Below are 19101 nucleotides of genomic sequence, written 5' to 3'. Positions count from 1 at the left end.
CCTACCGGGTCCACACCGACCGAACGGGACTCGATAATCAGCCCCCACACTTTGAGGAGGACGAGGGTGGTAGGAAGAGACATGACCCTCGTGATCGGAACCGACGACGGCGTGTATCGCGCTTCCGGACCCTCCTTCGACGACGCGACCCGGGAACTGGACTGTGGCCGTGTAATGAGGGTCCGGAAGTTCGCCGGCACCGACGGCGTCTTCGCCTGCTCGAAGGCCGGACTCTACCGCTCGAGTGGCGGAGAGTGGACGGACATCGAGGTCCCCCGCGAGGAGGTCTACTCCGTGCTGGCGAGCCCCGACGGCGAGCGGCTGTACGCCGGGACCCACCCCGCTCACCTCTACGTCAGCGACGATAGTGGGGAAAGCTGGCGCGAACTCGAGGGCTTTCAGGACCTCCCCTCCCGCGAGGAGTGGTTCACGCCCCGCCACCGGAACGAGGCCCACATCAGGAGTCTGGGCGCCCACCCCGACGCGCCCGACCGGGTCGTCGCCGGCGTCGAGGTCGGCGGCGTCCACGTCAGCGAGGACCGCGGCGAGAATTGGACGGAGCGCCGGGACGGCCTCCAGGACGACGTCCACCACGTCCTCGTTCGGGGTCCCGAGGAGTTCGTCGCCTCGTGTGGCGACGGGCTCTACCGCACCCGCGATGCCGGACAGTCATGGAATCGACTGGACGGGGCGCTCTCCCACCGGTACTTCCGGGAGGCACTGATCCACGACGGGCGGCTCTACGCGGCGGCGGCCCGATCGTCGCCGGGGACCTGGAGCGGGGCGGACGGCGCCGACGGCGCGCTGTTCGTCTCCGAGGACGGAGAGAGCTTTCGGCGGGACTCCTACCCCGGCGAGCCGGAGGAGGTGATCCTCGCCTGGACGGTCGAAGAGGGGACCGTCGTCGCTGGGACCAACGAGGGGCGGGTGCTCGTCGATACCGATGACGGCTGGGAGACCGGCGGGCACCTCCCGGCGGGCATCCGGTCGCTGTCCGCGGTCTGATCAGAGTTCGGTGATCGCCTCGCGAATCTCCTCGTCGGCGAGGTCCATGTTCGCGTGCTCCTCGTCGGTGTGATGTCGCATCGCGTCGGCGGCCTCCCGTTCGGTCTCCGCGCGGGTCTCGAACTCGCAGCCGTACTGGACGCACTCGACCTGATAGGCCATGGGACGGGTACGCCGGAGGCGCCCCTATCGCTGGTGCTTGTCAGCGACTGCCAGCTATCCCGGCCGTCCGCGTCGCCGGGACGTGCGAATCGATCTCACACGACCGGAACGGCTTTCGGTCCGCGCAGGGACGATCCCGGCAGGCGAATGGAGACCTCGATCCGTTTCTGAGCGGCCCCCGAACCGGAGGAAGCCACACGGCCAGCGTACCGTTTTCGACCGCCCAGCAACGGACATCCATGCAAGAGACACGAACCGAATCGACCGCCGTCATCGCCGCCAGATCGACCGACCCGCCCGTCGAAACGACCGAGATCGAGGACCTCGCCGCGGCCCGTGGCTACGACGTCGCCGCGACCGTCACCCAGGCCGGCCCCGAGGACCCGGGTACCTACCTCGGCCGGGGGAAATGCGAGAAACTCGCCGCCGCCGTCGCCGAAACCGGCGCCTCCCTCGTCGTCGCCGACGGCGACCTGACCCCGAGCCAGCACCACGGGTTGCGGGCCGAACTGCCCGATGGAACCGAACTCTTCGATCGCTACCGGCTCGTCCTCGCCATCTTCGAACGGGGCGCCGGCACGCGCCGGGCACGACTCCAGGTCGAACTCGCCCGGCTGCGCTACGAACTCCCGAGAATCGTCGAGTCCGCCGACGAGGGGATGCTCAACAAGCGCACCGAGAAGGGCTCGCCCGTCTACGACGTCCGCGACCGGATCGACCGCCTCGAGGCCAAACTCGACTCGCTTCCCGATCCCGCCGAGGAGTTCCGCCGGCGTCGCCGCGAGGAGGGGTTCGACCTCGTGACGATCGCCGGCTACACCAACGCGGGGAAATCGACGCTGTTGCACCGCCTCGCTGACGATCTCTCGGTCGACGAGGCGACCGACGGCGAGCGCGAGGGACCGAACAAGGACGCGACCGCCTCGGCAGCCGATCGACTGTTCGAAACCCTCGAGACGACGACCAGGCGGGCAACGGTAGGGGGTCGGCCGGTCCTCGCGACCGATACCGTAGGATTCGTCTCCGACCTCCCCCACTGGCTCGTCTCGTCGTTCAGCGAGACCCTCTCGGAGGCCGCCGCGGCCGACGCCGTCGTCCTCGTCGCCGACGCCAGCGATCCCCCCGAGGTTTTCCGGGAGAAACTCGAGATCTCTCTCGAGCTCCTCGCCGACCAGGGCGTCGATCGAGAGGACGTGGTCACGGCCTGCAACAAGACTGACCTGCTCCCGGCAGGGGAGCGCGAACGGCGTCTCGCAATCGCCGCCGAACGCGCGCCGGAAGCGGTCGCGACGAGCGCCCGCGAGGGGACGGGCCTCGATCGCCTGCGGTCGGTGGTCGGCGATCGGTTACCGACCGAGGAAGCGCGGCTGGGGATGCCGAACTGCGACGAGGCGATGTCGATCGTCTCGCAGGCCTACGACCGGACGACCGTCGAAAACGTGGCGTACGACGGCGATCGTGTGACGGTCGTCTGCCGGGGTCCGCCGACGGTGATCGAGCGGCTTCGGGCGCGGGCGGACGCTATCGACGGGTGAACGCGTCGTCGACGAACGGTCACTCGTCGAACGTCGCCGAAGTGAACCCGTCGTCTACCGTAACGATCTCCCCGGTCGTGTAGCTGGCCGCGTCGCTCACGAGGTAGAGTGCCGCGCCGACGATCTCCTCCGGTCGGCCCAGCCGGCCGGTCGTCGTTCGCTCTCGGATCGTCTCGAAGCGGGGTTCGCCCTCGGTGTACGTGCCCTCGGTCTGCTCGCTGCGGACGAACCCCGGGCGGATCCCGTTGACCCTGATCTCGGGGCCGAGTTCCTCGGCGGCGACCCGGATCAGCGTGTCGAGCCCGCCCTTCGCGACCGAGTACGCCGCGAGGTTCGGGATCGCCGTCTCCGCCGAGGCCGAGGCGATGTGGAGGATCGACCCCCCGTCCATCTCCCGGGCGAAGAGCTGGGTCGCCCGGCGGGCGCCGGTCAGCTGGACGTCGAAGACCCGCTCCCACTCCTCGTCGGTGACCTCGAGAACGCCCGCACGGGCGATGTAGCTCGGCGCGTAGACCACGACGTCGACTCCGCCGAAAGTCTCGAGGGCGGCCTCCCGGAGTTCGACCAGGTCCTCCCGGACGGTGACGTCACAGGTCCGTTCGATCGTGTCGGCGCCCCGCTCGCGGAGTTCGTCGGCCGTCCGCTCGACGCGGTCGGCGGATCGGGAGGTCGCGACGACGTCGGCGCCCTCCGCGGCGAACCCCAGCGCGATCGCGCGACCGATGCCGCTGGTCGCACCGATCGCGACGACGGTCTGCTCGCTTACGTCGATCGGCGTGTGTGAGTACTCGAGTGGCACGTCCGGCGGAAAGGGTGATCGGGACATAGTTCCACCGTCGCGGCAGAGTGGGAGCGGCGAGGGCATCGAGAGTTCGATCGGTTCATGTGAACCCGGACACACGCCCCCCGAAGACTATACGAACCGATCCGTACGGCCGGGCATGGCCCATGACGGGTTGGGAATCGACGGGGTGGAGGGGGTTCTCTCGGAGGCGGGGATCGAGGCGACCGGCTTCGACGTGCTCGCCGACGGGATCAACCTGATGGTCGCCGTCTCGACACCCGGAGATCGGTATCTCCTCCGACGACCGAACAAGCTACGGGATACCGATCTCTTCAACGATCTCGAACGGGAGTATCGGCTCCTGAAACGCCTCGAGGCGACCGAAATTCCCGCGCCCGAGCCGGTCGCGTTCCGCGGGGGCGAGGACCCGGTCCTCGTCACGACGTATCTCAAGGGCGAGACCGTTCCCCTGGGATCGGGTCTCCCCGAGGGGTTCCGTACTCCGGAGGGGCGTCGGGCAGTGGCTCGCGACCTGATCGACGTCCTCGCCGACGTTCATCGGCTCGAAACGGAGCCGTTCGAGGACGTCTGCGAGCGCCAGACCCCCCGAACGCAAGTCGAGCACGCGACCACACGGCTCGACCGGGCGACGGCGGTGACGGGCCGGGAGTTCGCCGACCTCCGGACCGTCGGTGACCGGCTCCGGGAGACGGCGCCCGACGAACGGGAGACGACGCTCGTCCACGGCGACTTCAGGCCGGGAAACGTCCTCCTCGACGACCGACGGGGGATCACGGGCGTCATCGACTGGGAGACCGCCATGCTCGGCGACCCGCGGACCGAACTCGGCTACCTCCTCCTTCGGTGGCGCGACGACGGCGATCCGGTTCCCTCCCTCGACGGGATCGACACCCGGTATCCGGACTCCGAGGCGGTTCGGGACCTGCGGGAGTCGAACGAGGCCGGACTCGCGCCGTTTACGGGCAGGGAGGGGAGCCCCGACCGATCCGAACTGATCGCCCGCTACGAGGAGCGGACGGGAATCGCCGTCGAGAACGACCGGTACTACCGAGCCCATGCCGCCTTCATGCTCGCAGCGGTCTGGGCGGACCTCCACCGGTATCGGGTCGAGGCCGGCGAGGACTCCGACCGGGAACCGTACATCGAGTACATGACACGGGTCGCCGAGGGAATCGCCGGCGACGGACGCGGCGGACGCGACGGGTAGCGGGCCCCTTATGCCTCAGCTCCCGATACTCCCGACCGATGGCCCGCGGCACCTACGTCCTCGCGATCGACGTCCCCCCGATCGAGGTCGAGATCGGCGCCGCAGGCGAGTACCGCCTCGAGGGACCCTACGCCTACGTCGGGAGCGCGTTCGGTCCGGGCGGCTTCTCGCGGATCGAGCGCCACCGCGACCTCGCCGCTGGCGAGCGCGAGGTCCGCCACTGGCACGTCGATTACCTGCTCGGCCACCCCGAGAGCGAACTCGCGGCCGTCGCGCGCTTTCCCGGGGCCGACCGCGAGTGTGAACTCGCCGAGAGCCTTCCCGGAGAGCCAGTCGGGGGCGTCGGCGCCTCGGACTGTGACTGTCCGGCCCACCTCCTGTCGGTCCCCGACGTCGGGCGGCTCCGGGAGGCCCTCGAGAGCGAGGGCGGCGTCGTCGGCTGATCGAACGCGCGAACGTTCGAATTCGACCCGGCCGATCCACCGGTAGTACCGCACGTGACACAGTCGTCGATCGCCGGGGCCGCTCGAGGGATCGGTTCCGGGGTGGCGGTTCTCGCGTTCCTGCTCGGTCGGATCGGCGGAATACCCCGCTCCGTTCTCGGGGCACTGCTCGCCGTCGACACTGGGACTCTCGTCCTCGTCGCCGGCCCATCGGTGATCCGGGAGGCGTTCGGCCGGGACCGACCGACCGGGGACGGCGAGGGCGAAACGGCTGACTGGTGGCTCGCGAACCTCGAGCGCAGGCTCGAGGACGTCTGGAACCGATGGTCCGACCTCGTTCTCGTGGTCGGGTTGGCGGGACATCGGGTCGTTCGCCCTGCTCGTGAGCTCGCCCGATCCCCACCTGGGGCTGTTGGTGACGGGGTTCATCGGCACGATGGGCGCGATCGTCGTCCCGGCGTTCGCGTTCGAGGACGAATAGAGCGCGGTCCCCGGGACGACGATCGGCGTACGATCAGTCGTCGCTCGCGGCGTAGTCGGGCGCGCGGGCCTCGACGTCGGCCTCGGCGCTGCCGGGGAGGAGCTCGCGGACGTCGTCGCGGCCCTCCTCGCTGATCGCGTCGTGGTAGGCGTCGGGCATCACCTTCACGAACGAGTCGAGTTCGGTCTCCCACTCCGCCAGGAGCGCGTCGGCCCGGTCGGAGCCGGTGTAGGCCGCGTGGTTCTCGACGAGGCGGCGGAGCATCGCCTCGTCGGTCTCGTCGAGGTCCTCGTGGAGGGTCACCATCCCGGTGTTCGTCCGGTCGGGGAACGTCCCGTCGGGGTCGTAGACGTAGGCGACCCCGCCGCTCATCCCGGCGGCGAAGTTCTTCCCCGTCTCGCCTAAGACGGCGACGACGCCGCCGGTCATGTACTCACAGCCGTGGTCGCCGACGCCCTCGACGACCGCCTTCGCGCCGGAGTTTCGCACGGCAAAGCGCTCGCCGGCGACGCCGTTGACGTAGCACTCGCCGTCGGTCGCGCCGTAAAGAGCGACGTTGCCGATCGCCATGTTCTCCGCGGCCTCGTAGGCGGCCCTGTCGGGCGTCCGGACGGCGAGTTTCCCGCCCGAGAGCCCTTTGCCGACATAGTCGTTGGCGCCGCCGGTCAGCCGTATCGAGATCCCGCTGGCGAGGAACGCGCCGAAGCTCTGGCCGGCAGTTCCCTCGAGGTCGACCGTCAGGGTCCCCTCGGGGAGCCCGGACTCGCCGTAGCGGTCGGTCACCCGGTTCGAGACCATCGCGCCGATCGTCCGATCGACGTTGGTGACCTCCGCCGAGAGCGTCACCGGCTCGTGGTCCTCGATCGCCGCCTCGGCCTCCTCGATCAGGCGCCGGTCGAGTTTGTCGCCGAGTTCGTGGTCCTGTTCGCTGATCTTCGTGCGGACCTCGCCCGCGGGTTCGGCGAGCACCGCCGAGAGATCGACGTTGCGCGCCTTCGGGTGATCGACGTCGGTGCGTTGTTCGAGGACCTCGACCCGGCCGACCATCTCCTCGACGGTCTCGAAGCCCAGGTCGGCCATGATCTCTCGTAGCTCCCCCGCGATGAACGTCATGTAGTTGATGACGTGGTCTGGCTCGCCGGGGAACCGCTTGCGGAGGTCCTCGCGCTGGGTCGCGACGCCGACCGGACAGGTGTTCTTGTGACACTGGCGGGCCATCACACAGCCCGAGGTCACCAGGCTCGCAGTGCCGAAGATGTACTCCTCTGCGCCCAGGAGGGCGGCGACGGCGACGTCCCGACCCGTCTTCAGCCCGCCGTCAGTCGAGACCCGGATCCGGTCGCGCAGGCCGGTCTCACACAGCATCTGGTTTGCCTCCGCGAGGCCGAGCTCCCAGGGCAGGCCCGCGTTCTTGATCGACGTCCTGGGCGAAGCGCCCGTCCCGCCCGAATCGCCCGAGATGTGGACGACGTCGGCGTTGGCCTTTGCGACCCCCGCCGCGATCGTTCCGATGCCGGCCTCGCTCACGAGTTTGACGTTGATGTCGGCCTCTTCGTTCGCCGTTTTCAGGTCGTGTATCAGCTGTTTCAGGTCCTCGATCGAGTAGATGTCGTGGAGCGGCGGCGGCGAGATCAGCCCGACCCCCGGCGTGGACTTCCGGACGTGCGCGATCATCTCGTTGACCTTCGAGCCCGGCAGGTGGCCGCCCTCGCCGGGCTTGCTCCCTTGGGCCATCTTTATCTGGAGCTCGTCGGCGCTCGAGAGATACGTCGAGGTGACGCCGAAGCGGCCGGAGGCGACCTGCTTGACGTTGCACTCGCGTTCGGTGCCGAAGCGTTCGGGGGGCTCGCCGCCCTCGCCGGAGTTCGACTTCGCGCCGATCCGGTTCATCGCGATCGAGTTGTTCTCGTGGGCCTCCGGCGAGAGGCTCCCGAGGCTCATCGCGGCCGTCGAGAAGCGCCGGACGATCTCCTCGACGGGCTCGACGTCCTCTATCGGGATCGGCTCGCGATCGGAGTCGAACTCGAGCAATCCCCGGAGGGTCTGGAGCTCCTCGTTCTGGTCGTTGATCATCTCGGCGAACTCGCCGTAGCGCTCGGCGTCGTTCGCTCGTACCGACTGCTGGAGCGCGCCCACGGTTTGGGGATTCCACTGGTGGAAGATTCCCCCCGAGCGGAACTCGTACTCGCCCTGTCGGTCGAGGGTGGTCTCCTCGCCGTCGTCGTGAAAGCCCCGCTCGTGGCGTTCGACGACGTCGCGCTCGATCTCCGCGAGACCGATGCCCTCGGTCCGGTTCTCGGTCCCCTCGAAGTATTCGGCGACGAGATCGCTATCGAGGCCGACGGCCTCGAAGATCTGGGCGCCCTGGTAGCTCTCGACCGTCGAGATCCCCATCTTCGCCATCGTCTTCAGGAGGCCGTCCTCGAGGGCGGTAATGTACGCCGAGATCGCCTCGTCGGCGTCGGCGCCGTCGGGGCCAGCGGTCATGTCCTCGATCGTCTGGAAGGCGAGGTAGGGGTTGACGGCGCCGGCGCCGTAGCCCACGAGCGTCGCGAGGTGGTGGACCGCACGCGGGTCCGCCGACTCGACAACGAGGCCGACGTGGTTGCGAAGCCCGTTGCGAACGAGGTGGTGGTGGACCGCCCCCGTCGCCAGCAGGCTCGGGACCGCGAGCCGGTCGGGATCGGTCGCGCGGTCCGAGAGGATCAACACCTCGGCGCCGGACTCGATCGCCTCGACGACGTCCTCGCGGACCCGCTCGATCGCGGCTTCGAGGGCCTCCCCGTCGGCCTCGTCGGGACGCTCGTAGGTGATGTCGACCGTCCGGGCCGTAACGTCCCGCTCCTCGTTCTCCCGGATCGCCTCGAGTTCGGCGTCGGTCAGCACCGGCGAGTCGACGACGAGCTGGCGGGCGTGTGCCGGCGATTCCGAGAGGAGGTTCCGCTGGTGGCCCAGCCGGCTCTCCAGCGAGGTGACCAGTTCCTCGCGGATGTAGTCCAGCGGCGGGTTCGTCACCTGGGCGAACAGCTGCTTGAAGTAGGTAAACAGCGGACGGTTGAAGGGGGTCAACACCGAGAGCGGGGTGTCGTCGCCCATCGACCCCACCGGGTCCTTGCCCTTCTGGGCCATCGGTTCGATCAGGTTCTCGAGTTCGTCGTGGGTGTAGCCGAACGCGGCCTGGTGGTCCCGGAGTCCCGAGACGGGCGCCTGGGTCGTCGGGTCCGCGGTCGTCGTGATCTCGGGGAGAAGAAGCTGGTTCTCTTCGACCCACTCGCCGTAGCGGTCGTCGGTGAGGCCCTCGAAGACCTCCTCATCGGGGATGACGCGCCCTTCCTCGGGGTCGGCGAGGAAGAGCTGGCCGGGCTGGAGCCGGCCGCGTTCGGCGATCTTCTCGGGCGGGGTTTCGACCGCACCCGCTTCGCTCGCCATCACGAGCCGGTCGTCGGTCGTGACGTCGTACCGGCAGGGTCGCAGGCCGTTGCGGTCGAGGACGGCGCCGACGCGCTCGCCGTCGGTGGCGGCGACGAGGGCGGGCCCGTCCCAGGGCTCGATCAGCGAGGCGTGGAAATCGTACCAGTCCCTGCGAGCCTCGTCCATCGTCTCGTCGCCCCGCCAGGCCTCGGGGACGAGCATTCGGAGGGCGTGAGCGAGGTCCCGGCCGTCGGCCATGAGGAGCTCGAGGGCGTTGTCGACGCTCGCGGTGTCCGATTGGTCGGGGTCGTCGATGATCGGCTTGACCGCCTCGAGATCCTCCAGCACCTCGCTCTCGATGTCGGTCTCGCGGGCGCGCATCCAGTTGATGTTGCCCTGGATCGTGTTGAACTCGCCGTTGTGGACGATGTTGCGGTAGGGATGGGCGAGGTGCCAGGCGCCGAGCGTGTTCGTCGAGAACCGCTCGTGGACCATCACGAAGTTCGACGCGACGCGCTCGTCGGTCAGGTCGGGGTAGTACGAGGGGACCTGGACGCCCTTCAGCAGTCCCTTGTAGACGACCGTGTCGGCGTCGAGCGAGCAGACGTAGAAGCGTTCCTTCCCCTCGATGTCGGCCGCTTCGACCGCGTTCTCGACGGCCCGGCGGGCGACGTAGAGCCGGCGGTCGAAGCTCTCGCCGGAGACGTCGTCCGTGGCCGCGACGAACGCCTGCCACACGTCGGGCTCGGAGTCGAGGGCCGTCTCGCCGAGCCCGTCGTTGTCCGTCGGGACGTCCCGCCAGGCCGCGACCTCGAGGTCGTAGTCGGCCAGCGCGTCCTCGACGAGCGCGACCAGTTCCTCGCGAGCCTCGTCGTCCCGAGGAAAGAACACGGAGCCGGCGGCGTAGCTCTCGGGCAGGTCGCAATCGAGAACCTCCCGGAAGAAGGCGTCGGGCGTCTGGAGCATGACGCCGGCGCCATCGCCCGTGTTCTTTTCTGCGCCGGTCGTGCCGCGATGCTCTAGGTTCGTGAGAAGCTCGAGTCCGTCGGCGACGACGTCGTGGCCCGATCCCCCCTCGAGGTCCATGACGACGCCGACGCCGCAGTTCGACCGTTCGTCCGCCGGGCTCGCGAGGCCCCGCGGACTGCCGGTGGAATCCACTCCCGATGGCTGTTGCATGCCACCTACTGAACGGACACTGCATAAGAGGTTATCCCATAATGGCTAAGTGTATTATAAACGCATACAAGGAGATAATAGGACTTCGTATATCGGGCGTTCGTCCATCGAATCCCGGCTCTCGGAAAACGATCGCCGGTCAGTCGGAGGCACGTCCCGATCCGCCAGAACGTCCGCGGTTGGCCCGCGAGGGCGGAGGGATCTCGCCGTCGGCGCCGTCCGCGCTCGCCGGCGAAGAACGGGGCAGTTCCGGGAGCACGCACCGGTCGGGCGTGCGGTTGACATGTTCGTACCGGCCGGGCGCGTTCGCGAGGGGATGAGCGGGGTTGCGGTCGCTCTCGATCCGGGCGGCTCTGGCCTCGGCGAAGCCGGTGAGCCGGGCCCGGATCCCCCGCCAGTGGTTCGCGCTCGCGGGCGGTACGTCCACCGGATGCGGGGACCGCCCGTCGGGATGGTCGGCGGCGAGGACGGCGCCGTTGACGTTGCTCGCGAGCGCGTCGTGGTCGACGAGGACGCCGACCCGCGCCTCGGGCGGCGCGCGGGCGGCCAGCACGTCGAGGCCCAGGTGGAGCGCCCGGTACTCGGCGACGTTGTTGTCGGGAGGGGTGTCGGTCGTCGAGAGGCGCGCGACCCGGGTCCCGTCGCGCGTTTCGATCACGGCACCGAGCCCGCCGCCGGCCTCCCGGAAGGAGCCGTCGGTCGCGACGTAGAAGTCACGGTGGTGGGTTCGGGGCGGGTGGGCGATGTGGGGCGTCGGCGACTCGTCGAACAGGTCCCGCAGCGCAGGGCGGCCGTGGGCGGCCATACCAAACGGTAGGCAATCCAGCGGTTTAACTGTACTGCCGGCTCGCGTGACGTGCGGGCGAAAACCGGGATACGGGCCGACCGCTCCCGGTGGATCGATTCTGCTTTCGATCCGCGCGCGCGCCGGCTCGGCCCCCGGCTGTCGCCGCCTCGCGGACCGATCCGAAGGAAGTGGACGAACGGCCGTTTCCTCGGCCGCCCATATCTGTACATTAGTGGATGGGTTTCCTCAATTCTTCGTGGGAATAGATATACGTCTACTGAACGAGGGCAATTTATAAATAATGCCCAGTCCACCTACGGGGTATGTCAGATGGGAACGAACTGACGGTAGACCGCAGAACGCTCCTCCGGATGACGGGGACGACGTCGACCACCGCAGCTCTCGCGGCGCTTGCGGGCTGTATGGGCGACGACGGGGGGAACGGAAACGGCAATGGAAACGGGAACGGGAATGGAAATGGAAACGGGAACGGAAACGGCAATGGGAACGGAAACGGGAACGACGACAACGAAACCGGGAGCGGTGACGGAAATGGGAACGGGAACGGCAACGAAAGCGAGGGCGACGGTAACGAAAGCGGCAACGGCGGAAGCGGTTTGAACGAGATCACGATCACACTCTCGCAGTTCCCGGACACGATCGACCCGCTCGATCACATCACCGGGGACTACTTCGACGTGTTCGATCACATCTACGAGCCGCTGTTCGACTTCGAGCCCGGGGAGGGGATCTTCCCGAGAGTCGTCGAGGAACAGGAGGTCCAGGGGGAGGGGACGACCCATCTGATGTTGCGCGACGACGTCGTCTTCCACAACGGCGACGACCTCACGGCCGAGGACGTCGCCTGGACGATCAACCGGACGCTCGACCCGGAGATCGGCGTGGAGAGCCCGATCGGCACCTTCGGCCTCGGCTCGATCGAGAGCGCGGAGGCGGTCGACGACCTGACGGTCGCGGTCAACTACGGCGCCGCACCCGGCCTCGCGGAGTTCGAGTACGGCAACTATGGCCGGGCGATGAACGAGCAGTGGGCGATCGACAACTACGACGCCGAGAACTCGGCGATCTCCGGATCCGATCCGGAGGCGTTCAACGGGACCGGACCCTACGAGGTCGTCGACTTCACCTCCGGCGAGGAGATCGTCTTAGAGCGGTTCGACGACTACTGGGGCGAGCAGCCGCCCTTCGAGACGGTCACGTTCCGGGCCAACAGCGAATCCAGCGGCCGTGCTGCAGCCCTCGAGGCCGGCGAGACCGACCTCACGATCAACATCCTCCCCGAGGACGTCGGGACGATCCAGGACGCCGAGGGCGTCGAGGTTCGGAACGTGACGAGCTTCCGGACGGTGTTCTGTCCGATGAAGAACACCGTCGAGCCCTACGACAGCCAGGAGTTCCGCCAGGCGATGAACTACGCCGTCGACAACGCGGGCATCGTCGAGAACGTGCTCAGCGGGTTCGGCGAGCCGGTCGGACAGCCGGTCGCACCCGCGATAAATGGCTACAACTCCGACATCGAAGCGTACGAACAGGACATCGGGCAGGCCGAGAGCCTCGTCGAGGAGAGCGGCTACGGCGGCATGGAAATCACGCTGACCGCCCCGCAGGGCCGGTATCTCAACGACGCCCAGGTCGCCGAGACGGCGGCTGACCAGATCGATCAGCTCGGCAACGTCAGCTGCGAGGCGAACATCGTCGAGTTCCCGGTCGTCTCCGACGAGAACAACGCCGGCGTCGAGCCCAACAACATCGAACACCCCTTCTACATGATCGGATGGGGAACGATCACCGGTGACGCCGACTACGGGACCCAGGGGTTCTTCACGATCCCGGACAACCCGAGCAGGACGTTCGAGGACGAGGAGCTCAGCGACGCGATCATCGAGAGCCAGCAGATGGAAGACCCCGAGGAACGGACCCAGCAGCTCCAGGAAGTGATGCAACTGGCTCACGAGAAGGCGCCGTGGCTGTTCCTCCACGTCCAGGAGAGCATCTACGGGGTCAACGAGGCCATCCAGTGGGAGCCCCGTCCCGACGAGGTCGTCTACGTCTGGGGCATGGACGCCTGACAGTGAGGCGGCCCCACGATCGGCCACGCGACCTCGGCGGGCGGACGCGAACCCGACTACGGGAAACGAAAACGTCATGATAGTCGTTACACGGTTTTGGGATAGTCAATGTCGATGCTGAAGTTCCTGCTCCGGCGGACGCTCCAGGGCGTCTTCGTCATCTGGGGCGTCGTGACCGTTCTGTTCGGGCTGAGGGCCGTGTCGCCCGGCGACCCGGCGTCACTGATGCTCGGACAGGGGGCGACCCAGGAACTCGTCGAACGGGTCAGGGAGGTCGAGGGATTGAACGAGCCGATATACGTCCAGTACGCGGATTACCTCGGTAGCCTGGTTCGGGGCGATCTCGGATACTCCTGGCGCTCGGAGCGCGAGGTCGAGATGATGGTCCTAGAGCGCGTCCCCGCGACGATCGAACTCGCCGTCGCCGCGACGGTAATCGCGTTGCTGATCGCGGTCCCGCTCGGCGTCGTCTCGGCGACGCGCCGCGGGACCGCCTCCGATTACGGCGCGACGCTGTTCTCCCTGCTGGGGATCAGCACGCCCAACTTCTGGCTCGGCCTGATGTTGATCCTCGTGCTGGGCGTCTGGTACGGCATCCCGTATCCGTCGCTCTCCGGGAGCGGGTCGGTCCCGATCGGGGTCGGCTTCGTCGACCTGCCGACCGGCCGCCGGGCGGTCGGCTTCGGCGAGGCCCTCATGGCGATCGTCCAGGAGGGATCGTTCGGCGAGATGGGGCTCTGGCTGAAACACATCACGCTCCCCGCGATCACGCTGGGGACGTACTTCACGGCGCTGATCACGCGACTCACCCGGAGCGGCATGATCGACGAGTTCGGCAAGCCCTACGTCACCGCGACGCAGTCGAAGGGGCTACCGGGCGTGCTCGTCCGGTACAAGCACGTGCTCCGGAACACGATGATCCCGATCATCACCGTCCTCGGCCTCCAGATGGGGACGCTGATGGGCGGGGCCGTCATCACCGAAACGGTGTTCAACTGGCCGGGGCTCGGGCTTCGGCTGATCGACGCGCTGGGCGTCCGCGACTGGCCGCTCATGCAGGGGATCATCCTCTTTATCGCAATCATGTTCGTCACCATCAACATCGTCGTCGACGCACTCTACACGTATCTGGATCCGCAGGTGAGCGTCGAATGATCTCGGATCGCGTCAAGCGGAACCTGACACGGACGTTCCGGGAGAGCATGCTACCGAAGCTGGGACTGGTGTTGCTAGTCGTGATCGTCGTCATGGCCATGTTCGCGCCGATCCTCGCAACGCACGACCCGACCCGGACCGGATACTTCCACGAGGAAGGCGGGCCGTACCCGCCCCCCGGATTCGAGTACACGACGACGGTCGCTTCCGACGGCGAGATCGGCGACGTAGAGGTCACCTCGACGAGCGAGCACCTCCTCGGGACGAACACGGTCGGACAGGACGTCTACTCGCGGTTCCTCTATGGAGCCCGGGTTTCGCTTCTGGTCAGCCTCTTCGGCGTGAGCCTGGCGCTGCTCATGGGCGTACCCTTCGGGCTCGTCGCGGGCTACTACGGCGGCCGGATCGACGACGGACTGATGCGGCTCGCCGACGTCATGCTCGCGTTCCCGGCGCTGGTGCTCGCGCTCGCGCTGATCGGCGTGTTCGGATCACAGCCCATCCAGGTACCCGACCCCATCGTCCTCGCGGGCGTTGCCGACGGGATGCCCGAGTCGATCCCGATCCCCGGGAGCGTGACGGTCGTCGTCGCGCTGGTGACGTGGGTCTGGTTCGCCCGCGTCGCCCGCGGCGAGGCCTTATCGATCCGCAACGAGGAGTACGTCAAGGCCGCCAAGAGCTTCGGGACCGCCGACTGGCGGATCCTGCTCAAGCACGTCCTGCCCAACAGCCTCACGCCGATCATCGTCCTCGCGACGATCCAGATGGCGATCATCATCCTGATCGAGGCCTCGCTCGCGTATCTGGGGTTCACCGGGACGACGCTCTCGTGGGGCTACGAGATCGAAACCGGGCAGGACGTGCTCCGGACCCGGCCGTGGGTCGCGATGGTCCCCGGTATCGGCATCGTCCTGGCGGTCATCAGCGTCAACCTGCTCGGCGACTGGTTCAGGGACGCCCTCGATCCCAACATCGAGGGGAGCGAACGGGGGGCCTGAGATGAGCGAGGACCTCCTCCGCATCACGGGGCTCTCGACCCGGTTTTTCACCGACGAGGGCCAGGTGAACGCGGTATCGGACCTCGACGCGACGGTCGAACGCGGCGAGGTGTTCGGGATCGTCGGCGAGAGCGGCAGCGGGAAGAGCGTCACGGCGCTTTCGATCATGGACCTCGTCGAGTCGCCGGGGGAGATCACCGCCGGCTCGATCGAGTACCGCAACGCCGACCTCGCCGCGGACGTCCGCGAGGACCACCCCGAGGCCGTCGACGGCGAGTTCGTCGACCTGCTCGGAGTGACGTCGTCGGTCCGCCGGTCGCTGCGCGGGACCGCCTTCAGTATGATCTTCCAGGACCCCGAGAGCAGCTTCAACCCGACCCTGACCATCGGCGAACAGATCGCCGAGGCCGTCGAGGTACAGCGCCGGGCCAGCGCGACGCCGCGGCTGTCCCGGGGCGTCGAGTACTCGTTTGCATCGCTCATGGCGTCGACGGTCCTCGGGTCGAAGAAGTTCGTCACCGCGGAGAGCCGCGAGCGCGCAATCGAGTTGCTCGAGCTCGTCGGCATCCCCGACCCCGTAAAGCGCGCCGAGGAGTACCCCCACGAGTACTCGGGAGGGATGCTCCAGCGGGCGATGATCGCCCAGGCGCTTGCGGGCGAGCCGGACGTCCTCGTCGCCGACGAGCCGACGACGGCGCTGGACGTCACCATTCAGGCCCAAATACTGGATCTGCTGGCGGACCTCCAGGAGGAAACCGGGATGACGATCCTCCTGATCACCCACAACCTGGGCGTGATCGCCCGGATGTGCGACCGCGTCGGCGTGATGTACGCGGGCGAGATCGTCGAACGCGGGACCCTGGCGGACGTCTTCGACGACCACGTCCACCCCTACACCGAGGGGTTGCTCGGCAGCGTCCCCGATCTGGAGCGGGTGGGCGACCGGCTTCGGCCGATCCCGGGGAACGTCCCGAGCCTGCTCGACGACGAGATGGACGATCGCTGTTACTTCGCCGACCGCTGTCCGAAGGCGATGGACGCCTGCCTCGACCACCCGCCCTCCTACGACGCCAGGGGCGAGGAACACGCCGCTCGCTGCGTGCTCGCCGAGATGGATTACGACGAGTCCCGGGCGCTCCCCGAAGGCTACTTCGGCGAGGGCGAGCGGCCGGCGGCCGACCGGGAGGCAGAACCCCACGGCGCCGAGATCGAACCCGACGGCGCCGGCGGGACCCGCGAGCGGGGTGAGAACGAATGAGCACCCCGACCGAGCCCCTGGTCCGGGTCGAGGGGTTGGAGAAGTACTTCTGGGAGGACGACTCGGTCCTCGACCGGCTCATGGGGTCCGAGCCGACGGCGGTCCGGGCGGTCGACGGCGTCGACTTCGAGATCCACCGGGGCGAGACGCTCGGGCTGGTCGGCGAGAGCGGCTGCGGGAAATCGACCGCGGGCGAGACCGTACTCCGGCTCCAGGAGGCCACCGGCGGTCGGGTGGCGTTCGACGGCGAGAACGTCTTCGAGCTCTCGGGCGACGAACTCACCGCCTTCCGCCGGGAGGCTCAAGTGGTGTTCCAGGACCCGTTCTCGAGTCTCGACCCGCGGATGACCGTCGGCGAGATCGTCGCCCAGCCCCTGCGGGTTCACGGCGTCGGCACGAAGGAGACCCGCCGCGAGCGCGTGAGGGAGTTGCTCGAACGCGTCGGGCTCGCGGTCGATCAGCTCGATCGCTACCCCCACGAGTTCTCCGGCGGGCAACGCCAGCGCATCGGCATCGCTCGCGCGCTTGCCCTGGAGCCCGACTTCCTCGTCCTCGACGAACCCACGAGCGCGCTCGACGTGAGCGTCCAGGCCCAGGTCCTGAACCTGCTGGACGACCTCCAGGACGAACTCGACCTGACCTACCTCCTGATCAGCCACGACCTCTCGGTGATCCGCCACGTCTGTGACCGCGTCGCCGTGATGTACCTCGGCGAGATCGTCGAGATCGGTCCCGCCGAGGAGCTGTTCGGCGACCCCCAACACCCCTACACGCAGGCCCTCCTCGAGAGCGTCCCGCGGGCCTCGACCGACGAACAGGACCGCGAGCGCGAGACGCTGTCGGGGGACGTCCCCTCTCCCAGGGATCCGCCCTCGGGCTGTCGGTTCCGGACCCGGTGTCCCGAGGTGATCCCGCCGGAAGGCCTCGACATCGATCGGGAGACCTACCGCTCGGTGATGGACCTCCGCGAACGCGTCGAGAGCCGCGAGCTCACCATCGCCGCCGAGGAAGAGGCCGGAGCGGGAACGGCGACGGTCGAGTCTGTCAAAAAGCGCTTCTTCGAGGAGCCGCCGTCGGGCGACGACGAGCGGGCGATCACGTCGGCGCTGGAACTCGCGGCCGACGGCGAGTGGGAGCGGTCCGAAGAGACCCTCCGCGAACGCTACGAAAGCGTCTGCGAGCGCGAGAACCCCGCCCTCGGCGAGGGCGCCCACCCCGTCGCCTGTCACCTCTACGGCGACCTCGACGACGCCGACAACGTCGGCGACTGAGCCGAAAACGGAACCGATAGGGACCACGGGTTCGGATCGTCGCCGTGACCCGTTACCGGAACCTCGCGGCCTTCCTCGTGCTCTCTTCGATCTGGGGATCGGCGTTCGTCGCGATCAGCGCCGGCCTCAAACACTTCCCGCCCGTCCTCTTCGCCGCCTTACGCTACGACGTCGCCGGTCTCCTGATGCTCGGCTACGCCGCCGTCGCCGTCGAGGACTGGGTTCCCGAAAGCCGGGCCGACTGGGCGGAGGTCGCCGTCGGCTCGACGCTCCTGATCGCGGCCTACCACGTCTTCCTGTTCGTCGGCCAGCAACACACGACCGCCGCAGCGGCGGCCGTCCTCGTGAGTCTCTCGCCGGTGTTGACGACCGTCTTCGCCCGCGTCCTCACGCCCGCCGACGCGCTCGGTCCGGCCGGGACCGTCGGCCTCCTCGTCGGACTCTGTGGGGTCGCAATCGTCGTCGGCCCAGACCTCTCGGACCCGCTCGCGACTGACGCCGTCGCCCGACTCCTGATCGTCTGTGCGGCGACCTCCTTCGCGCTCGGGGCCGTCCTCACCCGCCGGATCGACGGCTCGCTCCCGGTCGAGACGATGGAGGCCTGGTCGATGCTCGGCGGCGCCCTCCTCATGCACGCGATCAGTGCCGCGATGGACGAACCCGTAGAGCCGGCGGCCTGGACCCACCCCGAGGCTCTCGGCGCGCTCGCCTACCTCGCGGTCGTCGCCAGCGCCCTCGGCTTCCTGCTCTACTTCGACCTGCTCGACCGGCTGGGCGCCGTCGAGATCAACATGGTGTCCTACGTCGCGCCGGTCGCCGCCGCCGTCGTCGGCTGGCTCTACCTGGGCGACATCGTCGGCGCGACGACCGCGGGGGGGTTTCTCGTGATCGCCGCCGGCTTCGCGCTCGTCAAGCGTCGCGCACTGCGAAACGCGCTCAGTTGACCCGGCGGTGGGAGTGGCCGACGTAGAGCGCGAGCGCGTTCGAACAGAGCAGACAGAGGAAGAGGGCGGTCTCGAGCGCGCCCGAGAGCCCGGTAAAGAGAAGGGGAACGTAGAGGAAGGGGAGCACGATCGCGGACCAGAAGCTCGCGACCCGGATCGGCTTCGCGAGCGTCGGCAGGTACCGCTCTAACCCCCCACGTCCGGGATAGCCGTCGGCGGAGTACCCCGAGGCGCGGTCGCGGGTGGAGTGGGAATCGGTCATCGAACCACGCCCGGTCAGTCCACGGCGGGTCACATATAGCTCGCCGAGCGTTCGCGCGGATCGGCGACCGTTTAGGCGACTCAATCCCGATTCACGCTCCGGGCACGG

At 68.2% G+C, this 19101-nt stretch carries 15 protein-coding genes; 10 read left to right on the top strand and 5 right to left on the bottom strand.

The window, feature by feature from the left end; all coding sequences use genetic code 11:
- The first annotated feature begins 81 nt into the window (after nucleotides 1–81).
- Nucleotides 82–1005 carry a WD40/YVTN/BNR-like repeat-containing protein gene (locus tag LCF40_RS02685; RefSeq protein WP_263623565.1) on the top strand — a complete coding sequence of 308 codons (924 nt, stop codon included), beginning with the start codon at nucleotides 82–84 and terminating at the stop codon, nucleotides 1003–1005.
- Here the strand turns inward: LCF40_RS02685 and LCF40_RS02680 are convergent, their stop codons facing one another.
- A complete protein-coding gene (locus LCF40_RS02680; RefSeq protein ID WP_114575822.1) occupies nucleotides 1006–1167 on the bottom strand; it encodes a DUF1059 domain-containing protein in 162 nt (53 codons plus the stop codon).
- A gap of 239 nt (nucleotides 1168–1406) precedes the next feature.
- Between LCF40_RS02680 and hflX the strand changes: the two genes are divergently transcribed.
- A complete protein-coding gene (hflX, locus tag LCF40_RS02675; RefSeq protein WP_224827244.1) occupies nucleotides 1407–2702 on the top strand; it encodes a GTPase HflX in 1296 nt (431 codons plus the stop codon).
- Nucleotides 2703–2721: 19 nt separating this feature from the next.
- Here the strand turns inward: hflX and LCF40_RS02670 are convergent, their stop codons facing one another.
- Nucleotides 2722–3528: an SDR family NAD(P)-dependent oxidoreductase gene (locus LCF40_RS02670; RefSeq protein ID WP_224827243.1), complete on the bottom strand. Its 807-nt coding sequence runs from the start codon at nucleotides 3526–3528 to the stop codon at nucleotides 2722–2724.
- A gap of 115 nt (nucleotides 3529–3643) precedes the next feature.
- Between LCF40_RS02670 and LCF40_RS02665 the strand changes: the two genes are divergently transcribed.
- Both LCF40_RS02665 and LCF40_RS02660 read left to right on the top strand, forming a co-directional pair.
- Entirely contained in the window at nucleotides 3644–4714 is a 1071-nt protein-coding gene (locus LCF40_RS02665; protein ID WP_224827242.1) for a phosphotransferase family protein, read from the top strand.
- A 38-nt stretch (nucleotides 4715–4752) separates the two neighbouring features.
- Complete coding sequence (locus LCF40_RS02660) at nucleotides 4753–5157, top strand: GIY-YIG nuclease family protein (RefSeq protein WP_224827241.1); 405 nt, start codon at nucleotides 4753–4755, stop codon at nucleotides 5155–5157.
- Between the two features lie 514 nt (nucleotides 5158–5671).
- Here LCF40_RS02660 and gltB read toward each other — a convergent pair.
- The gene (gene gltB / locus LCF40_RS02655) at nucleotides 5672–10228 is read right to left on the bottom strand and encodes a glutamate synthase large subunit (protein ID WP_224827240.1); all 4557 of its coding nucleotides are present in this window, start codon (nucleotides 10226–10228) and stop codon (nucleotides 5672–5674) included.
- Between the two features lie 139 nt (nucleotides 10229–10367).
- The gene (locus LCF40_RS02650; protein ID WP_114575829.1) at nucleotides 10368–11033 is read right to left on the bottom strand and encodes a ribonuclease H; all 666 of its coding nucleotides are present in this window, start codon (nucleotides 11031–11033) and stop codon (nucleotides 10368–10370) included.
- Nucleotides 11034–11338: 305 nt separating this feature from the next.
- Between LCF40_RS02650 and LCF40_RS02645 the strand changes: the two genes are divergently transcribed.
- The 6 genes from LCF40_RS02645 (at nucleotide 11339) to LCF40_RS02620 (ending at nucleotide 18731) form a co-directional block, all read left to right on the top strand.
- Nucleotides 11339–13105, top strand: a complete 1767-nt coding sequence (locus tag LCF40_RS02645; RefSeq protein WP_224827239.1) for an ABC transporter substrate-binding protein — start codon at nucleotides 11339–11341, stop codon at nucleotides 13103–13105.
- 108 nt (nucleotides 13106–13213) lie between these two features.
- Nucleotides 13214–14260 carry an ABC transporter permease gene (locus tag LCF40_RS02640; protein ID WP_224827238.1) on the top strand — a complete coding sequence of 349 codons (1047 nt, stop codon included), beginning with the start codon at nucleotides 13214–13216 and terminating at the stop codon, nucleotides 14258–14260.
- Complete coding sequence (locus LCF40_RS02635; RefSeq protein WP_114575831.1) at nucleotides 14257–15258, top strand: ABC transporter permease; 1002 nt, start codon at nucleotides 14257–14259, stop codon at nucleotides 15256–15258. The genes LCF40_RS02640 and LCF40_RS02635 overlap by 4 nt, the downstream gene beginning before the upstream one ends.
- 1 nt (nucleotide 15259) lies before the next feature.
- Nucleotides 15260–16516, top strand: coding sequence for an ABC transporter ATP-binding protein (locus LCF40_RS02630; protein WP_224827237.1), 1257 nt, complete (start codon nucleotides 15260–15262; stop codon nucleotides 16514–16516).
- On the top strand, nucleotides 16513–17787 hold the full coding sequence (locus tag LCF40_RS02625; RefSeq protein ID WP_224827236.1) for an ABC transporter ATP-binding protein: 1275 nt from the start codon (nucleotides 16513–16515) through the stop codon (nucleotides 17785–17787). Before LCF40_RS02630 ends, LCF40_RS02625 begins: the two co-directional genes overlap by 4 nt.
- A 44-nt stretch (nucleotides 17788–17831) precedes the next feature.
- Nucleotides 17832–18731, top strand: a complete 900-nt coding sequence (locus LCF40_RS02620) for a DMT family transporter (RefSeq protein WP_224827235.1) — start codon at nucleotides 17832–17834, stop codon at nucleotides 18729–18731.
- Here the strand turns inward: LCF40_RS02620 and LCF40_RS02615 are convergent.
- Nucleotides 18724–18993, bottom strand: coding sequence for a DUF8028 family protein (locus tag LCF40_RS02615; RefSeq protein ID WP_114575835.1), 270 nt, complete (start codon nucleotides 18991–18993; stop codon nucleotides 18724–18726). The two genes, LCF40_RS02620 and LCF40_RS02615, sit on opposite strands and share 8 nt — an antisense overlap.
- Between the last annotated feature and the right edge of the window lie 108 nt (nucleotides 18994–19101).

The sequence above is a fragment of the Saliphagus infecundisoli genome, from assembly GCF_020177375.1.
In the GTDB taxonomy this organism is placed as follows: Archaea; Halobacteriota; Halobacteria; order Halobacteriales; family Natrialbaceae; genus Saliphagus; species Saliphagus infecundisoli.
The sequence above is the reverse complement of the archived record's forward strand: the minus strand, read 5'-3'. Positions and strand labels throughout refer to the sequence as shown.

Coding starts and splice junctions, on each gene's coding strand:
- hflX (WP_224827244.1), top strand. CDS start 1,407: ATGCAAGAGACACGAACCGAATCGACCGCCGTCATCGCCGCCAGATCG.
- LCF40_RS02625 (WP_224827236.1), top strand. CDS start 16,513: ATGAGCACCCCGACCGAGCCCCTGGTCCGGGTCGAGGGGTTGGAGAAG.
- LCF40_RS02650 (WP_114575829.1), bottom strand. CDS start 11,033: ATGGCCGCCCACGGCCGCCCTGCGCTGCGGGACCTGTTCGACGAGTCG.
- LCF40_RS02685 (WP_263623565.1), top strand. CDS start 82: ATGACCCTCGTGATCGGAACCGACGACGGCGTGTATCGCGCTTCCGGA.
- gltB (WP_224827240.1), bottom strand. CDS start 10,228: ATGCAACAGCCATCGGGAGTGGATTCCACCGGCAGTCCGCGGGGCCTC.
- LCF40_RS02665 (WP_224827242.1), top strand. CDS start 3,644: ATGGCCCATGACGGGTTGGGAATCGACGGGGTGGAGGGGGTTCTCTCG.
- LCF40_RS02640 (WP_224827238.1), top strand. CDS start 13,214: ATGTCGATGCTGAAGTTCCTGCTCCGGCGGACGCTCCAGGGCGTCTTC.
- LCF40_RS02660 (WP_224827241.1), top strand. CDS start 4,753: ATGGCCCGCGGCACCTACGTCCTCGCGATCGACGTCCCCCCGATCGAG.
- LCF40_RS02645 (WP_224827239.1), top strand. CDS start 11,339: ATGTCAGATGGGAACGAACTGACGGTAGACCGCAGAACGCTCCTCCGG.
- LCF40_RS02615 (WP_114575835.1), bottom strand. CDS start 18,993: ATGACCGATTCCCACTCCACCCGCGACCGCGCCTCGGGGTACTCCGCC.
- LCF40_RS02670 (WP_224827243.1), bottom strand. CDS start 3,528: ATGTCCCGATCACCCTTTCCGCCGGACGTGCCACTCGAGTACTCACAC.
- LCF40_RS02630 (WP_224827237.1), top strand. CDS start 15,260: ATGAGCGAGGACCTCCTCCGCATCACGGGGCTCTCGACCCGGTTTTTC.
- LCF40_RS02635 (WP_114575831.1), top strand. CDS start 14,257: ATGATCTCGGATCGCGTCAAGCGGAACCTGACACGGACGTTCCGGGAG.
- LCF40_RS02680 (WP_114575822.1), bottom strand. CDS start 1,167: ATGGCCTATCAGGTCGAGTGCGTCCAGTACGGCTGCGAGTTCGAGACC.